Origin of the sequence: Nonomuraea diastatica (assembly GCF_004349015.1) — a bacterium.
Classification (GTDB): domain Bacteria; phylum Actinomycetota; class Actinomycetes; order Streptosporangiales; family Streptosporangiaceae; genus Nonomuraea; species Nonomuraea diastatica.
Genome location: NZ_SMKP01000446.1, coordinates 1 through 826 on the forward strand (window position 1 = coordinate 1; position 826 = coordinate 826).

1 protein-coding gene and 1 tRNA gene are annotated in these 826 nt (G+C 66.6%); one reads left to right on the forward strand and one right to left on the reverse strand.

Features of this window, described 5'->3' with window-relative positions; genetic code table 11:
* The first annotated feature begins 251 nt into the window (after positions 1-251).
* Positions 252-325, forward strand: a tRNA-Ile gene (locus E1294_RS52095).
* 31 nt (positions 326-356) lie between these two features.
* Here the strand turns inward: E1294_RS52095 and E1294_RS52100 are convergent.
* A complete protein-coding gene (locus tag E1294_RS52100) occupies positions 357-749 on the reverse strand; it encodes a tyrosine-type recombinase/integrase (RefSeq protein WP_132520811.1) in 393 nt (130 codons plus the stop codon).
* Positions 750-826: the final 77 nt, after the last annotated feature.

Genomic DNA, 826 nt, shown 5'->3' on the forward strand with positions numbered 1-826 from the left:
GGGCTTACCTGCGTACCCGCTGGGAATGCCCGCCCGGCCCCCGAACCCGGTCGCGGTGCTGAAGGGCCCGGCCGAGACCCGAATATGATCGGCTCAGGCTCCACCAACACGTCCGGGCGTGGAATGATGTGTGCGGGGATGTCCCCCATCCAGCCGGGCGCCACAAACGGTTCCCATGCTCTAGCCTTAGCATGCGCGGGGCGGCGGCATGATCCTCACGACGCCCACCGCACGTCACACAACTGAATCCAGGGGCGGTAGCTCAGCCGGTCAGAGCATCGGACTCATAATCCGTGGGTCGTGGGTTCAAGTCCCACCCGCCCTACCTACTCCACCAGCAGCGGAGCAACCCGCCGCTAATCCGTGGGTCGGACAACGTGCAGGTCGGGAACCGAACGGGAACCGGCCGTCCCGGACTGCCCGCCGCCGGGAACCGCCGCGCGCGGCACCAGAGCGACGCTCGCCTCCGCCGCCTCACGCGCCATCTCCAGCAAAACCGCCGTATAGATGTCAGACGTGATCGAAAGCGACGAATGCCGCAGCATCGCGGACACATACTTCATGTCCGTCCCGGCAGCGAGGGACAGCGTCGCCGCGCCGTGGCGAAGGTCGTGCAGACGAATCGGCGGCAACCCTGCCGCGAACGTGAGGCGCTCGAAGTGATCGGACACCCAGTCGGGGGTGAGCTCCGACCCGTCCTCGCGAGGTGTGTCAGAGAGAATGCACCAGATCGGGCTGGAAATACCCATCAGCCGCGTGAGGGGTTATGGGGGATCTTGGCGTAGTTCGCGTCGGGTCGCAACCCGGGCCTCGTGGGCGGTCTTCA